The sequence below is a fragment of the Nocardia vulneris genome (assembly GCF_001613425.1).
Classification (GTDB): domain Bacteria; phylum Actinomycetota; class Actinomycetes; order Mycobacteriales; family Mycobacteriaceae; genus Nocardia; species Nocardia vulneris.
The window spans coordinates 20,709-28,752 of record NZ_BDCI01000019.1 but is presented as its reverse complement, the minus strand read 5'-3'; the positions used below and the strand labels follow the sequence as shown (position 1 = coordinate 28,752).

Sequence of the window (8,044 nt, the reverse complement as noted above, 5' to 3'; positions counted from 1 at the left end):
GCACGGGCAAGACCGCCCTGCTCGTCGACCTGGCCGCCGGGCGCATCGCCGCGGGCGCCGACCCCGAATCCGTGCTGGTACTCACCCATTCGAAGCAGGCGGCGAGCACCGTGCGTGACGCGATCACCGCGCGGTTGGCCGGCCCGGACGCCGAGGGCGGGGTGCCCGGCGCGACCAGAGAGCCGCTGGCGCGCACCCTGCACTCCTACGCCTTCTCCGTCCTGCGCAGACACGCCACCGCGCACGGGAATCCGCCACCGCGTTTGCTGACCGGTGCCGAGCAGGATGCGGTGCTGCGCGAAATGCTGCGCGGTGACCTGACCGACATCGCGGCGGGCGCGGACGGACTGTGGCCCGAACGACTGCAACCCGCGCTCGCACTCGGCGGATTCGCCGAACAGTTGCGCGATCTCATGCTGCGCGCCACCGAACGCGGGCTCGGGCCGGAAGACCTGGTGCGGCTCGGCCGCGAGCACGGGAAATCGGAGTGGGTGGCGGCGGGCAACTTCGCGGTGCGCTACGAGCAGACCATGCTGTTGCGCTGGTCGGTCGGCGTCGAGGCGCCCGAGGCCACGGCGCCGGCGCTGGATGCGGCCGAATTGATCGGCGCCGCACTGGATGCGCTGGCCGGGGACGCTGAACTGCTCGCCGCCGAACGGGCCCGCATCCGATATCTGCTCGTGGACGACGCCCAGCATCTGGACCCGCAGGCCGCGATGCTGGTCAAGGCGCTCGGGCACAGCGCGCACACCACCGTCGTCGCGGGCGATCCGGATCAGGGCATCTTCGCCTTCCGCGGCGCGGACGCGCGCTTCGTCGCCGACCTGGACGCCCCGGACGGGCAGCGGATCGTGTTGCGGGACAACCATCGCTGCGGCGGACCCGTGCAACTGGCGGTGGCCCGGATCGCGGCGCGATTGCCGGGCAGTGCGCCGCAACGCTTTTCGCTACCGGACCGGGACCATCGACCGGCCGACGACGGCACCGAGGTCCGGGTGCGGGTGCTCGGCACACCCGCCAAGGAGGCGGCGCTGATCGCGGACCATTTGCGGCGTGCGCATCTGACCGGTGCGGTGCCGTGGTCGCGCATGGCGGTGATCGTCCGATCGGTGCCGCTCTCGCTGGCTCCGCTGCGCCGTGCGTTGCTCGCCGCCGGGGTGCCGGTGCAGCAGCCTGCGCTGGACACCCCGCTGGCCCGGCGGCGCGGCGCGGCCTGGATGCTGCTCTCGTTGCGCGCGGTGCTCGCGAGCGAACAGAAGTCCGCCTTCGGTCCGGACGACGCCCTCGACCTGCTGGCCGGCCCGCTCGGCGGCGCCGACCAGATCACGCTGCGGCGCCTGCGGCGTGGTGTGCGCCGCAGCGTGCTGGAAGCCGAACGCAACCGCGTCCGTTCCCGCCGCACGAGCGACGAGCCCACGCCGAGTCCGGAATTCGAGCAGGCCGAACCTGCCGCCGACACTTTCGAGTCGAGCGCCGCCCGCCCCGAGCCCAGCCCGCACACGCTCGAACGAGCCGCGGACGACGCCGACTGGTACGGCGTGGACGCCGAATGGATCCCGGACGACGTCGAATGGCGTGGTCCCGAAGCAGATTCGGAGCCCGGCGACACACTGCCGTCCGACCCTGTCGCCGATCCGGCCGTCCCCGGCACCGGTTCCACCGCCTCGGCCCCCATCGGCCCGACAGACGCCGTCCTCGACGAGGCCGACGTGCTGGCTGGGGCCGACGTGGTGCCTGGCGGTGTGCCTGCCGGGACGGAAGCCGCGCCCGGCGACGTGCTTGCCGGGACGGAGGCTGCGACTGGTGACGCGCCTTCCACGACAGTGGCCGCGCCCGGTGATGCGCCTGCTGCGACGCAGGCGGCGGATGGTGTGCTGCGGCACGGGGTTGATCAGTCTTCTGCGGAGGTGTTGCGGGATCTGTTGATCGGGGTGGGGGATCCGGAGCTGCTGGAGCGGTTGACCGATGTGGAGGCGGCGCCGCTGCGGCGGGTGCTGGACGCGCTGGAGCGGGCGCGGAAGGCGCGTCGTCGCGGCGCGGGGCTCGAGGATGTGCTGTGGGCGCTGTGGACGGGGTCGCGGCTGGAACGACGGTGGGTCGCGCAGTCCGAACGCGGCGGCGCTGTCGGTATGCAGGCCGACCGGGATCTCGACGCCGCCGTCGGCCTGTTCGACGCGGCCGCGAGCTACGTCGACCGGCTGCCGCGCGCCAGCATCGAAGGTTTCGTGGATTACCTGTCGCAGCAAGAGATTCCGAACGATTCCGGCCCGCGGACCGCGCCGAAGGAGGCGGTCGCGCTGATCAGCGCGCACGCGGCCGCGGGCCGGGAGTGGGACGTGGTCGCGGTCGCCGCTGTGCAGGAAGGGATCTGGCCGAACCCGCGCCCGCGCGGCACGCTGCTCGACACCGAGGACCTGGTCGACGTGACGGCCGGTGTGATCGACGCGGGCGAGCACGTCAGCCGGGCCGCGCCGATTCTCGCCGAGGAACGCAGGCTGCTGCTGGTCGCGTGCAGCCGGGCCCGGCGCTCGCTGCTGGTCACCGCCGTGGAATCGGTTTCGGGCGAACGCGATCTGGTGCCTTCGCGGTTCCTGTCCGAGTTGCTCGGCCACGACGAGGACGGTGAGCCCGGCGCGTTGCCGGTCGCCGACCCCGGACGCGCCCTGGTGATGCACTCCCTGGTGGCCGAATTGCGTGGCGCGGTCTGCGATCCCGAGTCCGATCCCGAGCGCAGACAGCGCGCGGCGCACCAACTCGCCCGGCTGGCCGAGGCCGGAGTTCCGGGTACCCACCCCGACGACTGGTACGGCACAGCCGAATTGAGTTCGTCCCGCTCGCTGTGGTCCGAGGACGAGACCGCGGTGGGCCTGTCGCCGTCCACCGTGGAGTTGTTGCGGACCTGCCCGCTGCGCTGGGCGCTGGAACGGCACGGCGGCACCGACGGCGACAATCCGCACGCGGTCAAGGGCAACCTGGTGCACACGCTGGTGCAGGCGCTGGCGGGCAAGGTGCCCGAGGCACAGGTGCGCGCCGCACTCGACAAGGCCTGGCAGCAGGTCGATCCCGGCTCCGGTTGGCATTCGCGGCAGGAGCTGCGCCGGACCGAGACGATGCTGGCGACGTTCATGGCGTGGGTGCGCAATACGCGCGGCGAGCTCACCCAGGCCGGTGTCGAGGTACCGGTCGACTGCGTGCTGCCCGCGCGCACCGAAGACGAACTGCCCGTGCGGATTCGCGGGCGGGTCGACCGCTTGGAGCGAGATGCGCAGGGCCGCTTCGTGATCGTGGACGTGAAGACCGGGAAGACGCCCGTCACCAAGCAGGCGGCGGTCGATCACGCGCAGTTGGCGACCTATCAGGTGGCGGCGGCGCTGGGCGCGCTGGACGCCGCCGTCGACGCATCCGATGCCGAAGCAGAGGAATCGGACTCGGCGGCGACCGACTCGGGTGACCCGACGGGCGCACTCGGTGAACCGGGCGGCGCGCGACTGGTGTACGTCGCCAAACCGAGCAGCAAAGAGGGCGCGACCCAGCGCATGCAGCCGCCGCTCGATCCCGAAGCACTCGACCAGTGGCGCAACACCATTCACGACGCGGCCGCGGCCACCCAGGGCCCCAGCTATCTGGCCATGCGCAACGACGGCTGCCGGCACTGCGCGGTGGCGGGTAGCTGCCCGGTCCAGGACACGGGCAGGCAGGTGACCGACGAGTGACCTTGCCGAACAGCCGTATCTGCTTCGCCGACAGGTGTGCCCCACATCGAAAGGGGCGCGGCCGCGGGGTGCTCCCGTGACCCGCGTGACGCCGCATCAGCTGGCCGACGCGCTCGGGCTCCCGCCGCCGACCGACGAGCAGGCGGCGGTGATCGCGGCGCCGCCGGGGCCGACGCTGGTGGTCGCCGGCGCCGGAGCGGGCAAGACCGAGACGATGGCGGCGCGCGTGGTGTGGATGGTGGCCAACCGCCTGGTGCTGCCGGACGAGGTGCTGGGGCTCACCTTCACCCGAAAAGCCGCGCAGCAGTTGACCGCTCGTATCCGGACCCGCCTGGCCCGGTTGGCCGGCGCGCCACTGCTGCGCGAGCTGGACCCCTCGGGGCAGCTGCGCGCCCAATTGTCCGGCGCCGAGCCGGAGATCAGCACCTATCACTCGTACGCGGGCAGGCTGCTCACCGAACACGGCCTGCTGCTGCCGGTGGAACCGTCCGCGACCTTGCTCACCCAGACCCAGCTGTGGCAGCTCGCGCACCAGGTGGTGCGCTCCTGGGACGGCGACCTGGACACCGACCGCACCCCGGTCTCGGTCACCGAGGCGATCCTGGCCCTGTCCGGCCAGCTCGCCGAGCACCTGATCGAACCCGAGCAGCTGGCGGAGGCGCATACCGAGCTGGAGAAGCTGGTGCACACCCTGCCGCCCGGTCCGCGCCAGCGCGGCGGGCCCAGCCAGACCCTGCTGAACATCCTGCAAGTCCAACGGGAGCGGGTCGCGCTGCTGCCGCTGGTTCAGCAGCTCGCCGAAGCCTTGAACCGCCGTGGCGCACTGGATTTCGGCGCCCAGATGTCCCTCGCCGCCCGCCTCGCCGCCGAACACCCCGAGGTCGCCGCCGCCGAACGCACCCGCTTCCGCCTCGTCCTGCTCGACGAATACCAGGACACCGGCCACGCCCAACGCGTCCTGCTCGCAGCCCTGTTCGGCGGCGCACTGGAGGAGATGGCGGGTGACGCGCAGCCCAGAGGGACAACCGGCGCGGCGGCACCGAGCGACGGGCCTGGGCGTGTGGCGAGCACGGGTGCGACGGCGGCCGGGCGTCGTGGTCGTGCACAGAACGCCGACGCGGCGCAACAGGCGCCGGGCCGACGGCAGCGGTTGGCGGTGACCGCGGTCGGTGATCCGATGCAGTCGATCTACGGCTGGCGCGGTGCGTCGGCGGCGAACCTGCCGCGGTTCGCGACCGACTTCCCCAGTGCGCCGGGCGTTCCCGCGCCGATCCTGCCGCTGCTGACCAGCTGGCGGAACCCGCCGGAGGCGTTGGCGCTGGCGAACCTGGTGGCGGATCCGTTGCGGCGCAAGGCGCTCGAGGGCGGCGGTGTCACGGTGGACGCACTGCGCGCGAAACCCGATGCGGGCGCGGGTGTCGTCGCGTTGGCGCTCACCGACACCGTCGCCGAGGAGCGCGACTGGCTCGCCGCCCGGATCGCCGAGGAGTGGGCGGCTCGTCGCACCGCCGGGGAACCGCCACCCACGTCGGCGGTGCTGGTGCGCCGCAACGCCGATGCCTCGCCGCTCGCCGAAGCGTTACGCGCGCAAGGCTTGCCGGTCGAGATCGTCGGTCTCGGCGGCCTGCTCGCGACCCCCGAGGTGGCCGATATCGTCGCCACCCTGCGGTTGATCGCCGAACCGGGCGCGGGCAGCGCGGCCATGCGGGTGCTGACCGGCGCGCGCTGGCGTATCGGTGTCGCCGATATCGCCGCGCTCGCCCGGCGCGCGCGTGCGCTCTCGATCAGCAGATTCACCAGCGGCGAAGCCCAGGAGATCACCGACGCCCCCGCCCTGGCCGCCGCGCTGCGCGAGGTCGCGCCGGAACCGGCGGAACAGGCCGGTCTCGCCGACGCGCTCGCCGACCCCGGTCCGCGCGAACAGTATTCGGAGTCCGGTTTCGCCCGGATCGAAGCGTTGAGCCACGAGCTCGCGGCGCTGCGTGAACGCAGCGGCCAGTCGCTGACCGAGTTGGTCGCCGACGTGGAGCGCACCATCGGGGTCGGCGTGGAGACGCAGGCGCGCCGGGCGATGGCCGGAACCGGCGCCGGCCGTGAGCATCTGGACGCTTTCGCCGAGGTGGTCGCCGGCTATGCCGCCGATTCCGGTGCCTCGCTCGGCGGGCTGCTGTCTTTCCTGGCCGCGGCCGAATCGGTCGAGAACGGTTTGGAGCCGGGCGAAGTCGAGGTCGCCAAGGACCGGGTGCAGGTGCTGACCGTGCACGCGGCCAAGGGTTTGGAGTGGGAGATCGTCGCCGTGCCGCACGTGGTGCGCGGGGTGTTCCCGTCCGGTACCGCCTCCGGCACCTGGCTCGGCGCGCTCGCCGAACTCCCGACCACGCTGCGCGGCGACCGCAGGCAGGACGACGCGGGCGAGGGGGTACCGGTGCTCGACCTGGCCGATCTCTACGACCGGGCCGACCTGGAGCAGGCGATCAAGGCGCACAAGGAGGCGCTGGAACGCCGCCGCATCGACGAGGAGCGCCGGCTCTTCTATGTCGCGCTCACCAGAACCGAACGCGTACTGCTGGTTTCGTCGCATCACTGGGCCGAGACCGGCAGTTCGCCGAAGGGGCCCTCGGACTTCCTGCTCGAGCTGAAGCACGCGAGCGAAGCCGCCGACAGCCCCGCCAACGGTGTTGTCGACGTCGCGTGCTGGGACGAACCGCCGGAGCACGACGCGGTGAACCCGTTCACCGACAACCCGGCCACCGCCGAGTGGCCGCGCGATCCGCTCGGCAACCGCCGCGACCCGATCGAACAGGGCGCCGCACTCGTCCGGGCTGCGCTCGAGGAACTGCGGCTGCGGCCGCCCCCGCCACGAGAAACGCCGTCGCGCAAGGAATCCGAGCAGGCGCAACCGGGGGAGCAGTCGGCCTTGCCCCTGTCCGGCACGCTTTTCGACGATGCCGCACCGGAATACCTCGAACCACCGGATGTCGACGACCCGCCGCCACCCCATCCGCTGGACGGGTTCGACGGTGCGCCGCCGGTCTCCGACATCCCGCCCGATCCGTACGACGAACCGCTCTCCGCGGCCGATATCGCCTTCGCCGCAGCCGAATTCGATCCGGAGCGGCCGGCGGATCCGGCGGACCCCGACGGCTGGGCCGCCGATGTCGACGCTCTGCTCGCCGAATTCGAGGCCGAGCAGTCCGCGGCCGAGGAGGTCGAACTGCCCGGTCAGATCGCGGCGACCGCGCTGGTCGAGCTGCGCGCCGATCCCCGCAAACTCGCGGCGCGGCTACGGCGTCCGCTGCCGTTCCCGCCGAGCCCGCTGGCCCGCCGCGGTACCGCGTTCCACGCCTGGGTGCAGCGCTGGTTCGGCGCGGACCGGCTGCTGGGCTTGGACGAGCTGCCCGGCGCGTCCGACGGCGGCCCCGCCGACGACGTGGACAAGGAACTGACCGCGATGCAGGACGCGTTCCTGAATTCCTCGTGGGCCAACCGCAGTCCGCTCGAGGTGGAGATCGCCTTCGAAACCTCCATCGCGGGCACCGTGATTCGCGGCCGGATGGACGCGGTGTTCGCCGAACCGGGCGGCGGCTGGATCGTGGTGGACTGGAAGACCGGCGCCGAACCCACGTCTGCGGAGGAGCCTGCCGTCGCGATGCAGCTCGCGGTGTATCGCCTGGCCTGGGCCAGGTTGATGGCGGCGCGGGAGGGCAGGCCCGAGCAGGAGATGCTGGGCCGGATCAGCGCCGCGTTCCATTATGTGCGCACCGGGCGCACCATCGCGCCCGCCACACTCGCGGGCCCGGCCGAGCTGGCCGAGCTGATCAGGACTGCCGCGCCGACCGGCTCACCTTCAGCGCCTGCGTGATCAGCGGGATCTGCAGCGGCAGCCGCAGCACCGAGCCGATCTTGACCACCTGCGGCAGATTCTTGTTGCCCAGCATGTCGAGCGTCATCTGCACGTTCGCCGGGAAGACCGCGATGAACAGCAGCGCGGCCAGTCGTCCGCCGAAACCGCGGGTGCGCGGGATCGCCAGCGCCGCCGCGACGCCGAGTTCGGCGACACCGGAGGCATAGGTGTAGTTGCGCGGTGCGCCCGGCAGGTACTTCGGGACGATCGCGTCGAACGGCTTGGGCAGCACGAAATGCAGCACACCCATGGGGAACAGCAGGGCGGCGAGGGCCAGCGCGGGGCGGCGGCCGTTGGTGCGGACGGGCGGGTGAGCGTTTTCTGCCATGAGGCACCCTTGCATTCACCGGTGTTCGCGTCGAGTCCGGGTCAGGCCGGGCACAGCAGGTAGGCTCCCGTGCTGTGCCGGAGGGACAAACGATGCCGG

The 8,044-nt window shown here is 72.3% G+C and carries 3 protein-coding genes; 2 read left to right on the top strand and 1 reads right to left on the bottom strand.

Annotated features, from left to right (window positions below):
• The coding region (locus tag NVU01S_RS21310; RefSeq protein WP_063048150.1) for an ATP-dependent helicase at positions 1 to 3,713 on the top strand (3,713 nt) is incomplete at its 5' end.
• Positions 3,714 to 3,789: 76 nt separating this feature from the next.
• Positions 3,790 to 7,575, top strand: a complete 3,786-nt coding sequence (locus tag NVU01S_RS21305; RefSeq protein ID WP_043680099.1) for an ATP-dependent helicase — start codon at positions 3,790 to 3,792, stop codon at positions 7,573 to 7,575.
• Here the strand turns inward: NVU01S_RS21305 and NVU01S_RS21300 are convergent.
• A complete protein-coding gene (locus NVU01S_RS21300) occupies positions 7,532 to 7,945 on the bottom strand; it encodes a DoxX family protein (protein WP_043680095.1) in 414 nt (137 codons plus the stop codon). The genes NVU01S_RS21305 and NVU01S_RS21300 overlap by 44 nt on opposite strands.
• Positions 7,946 to 8,044 lie beyond the last annotated feature (99 nt).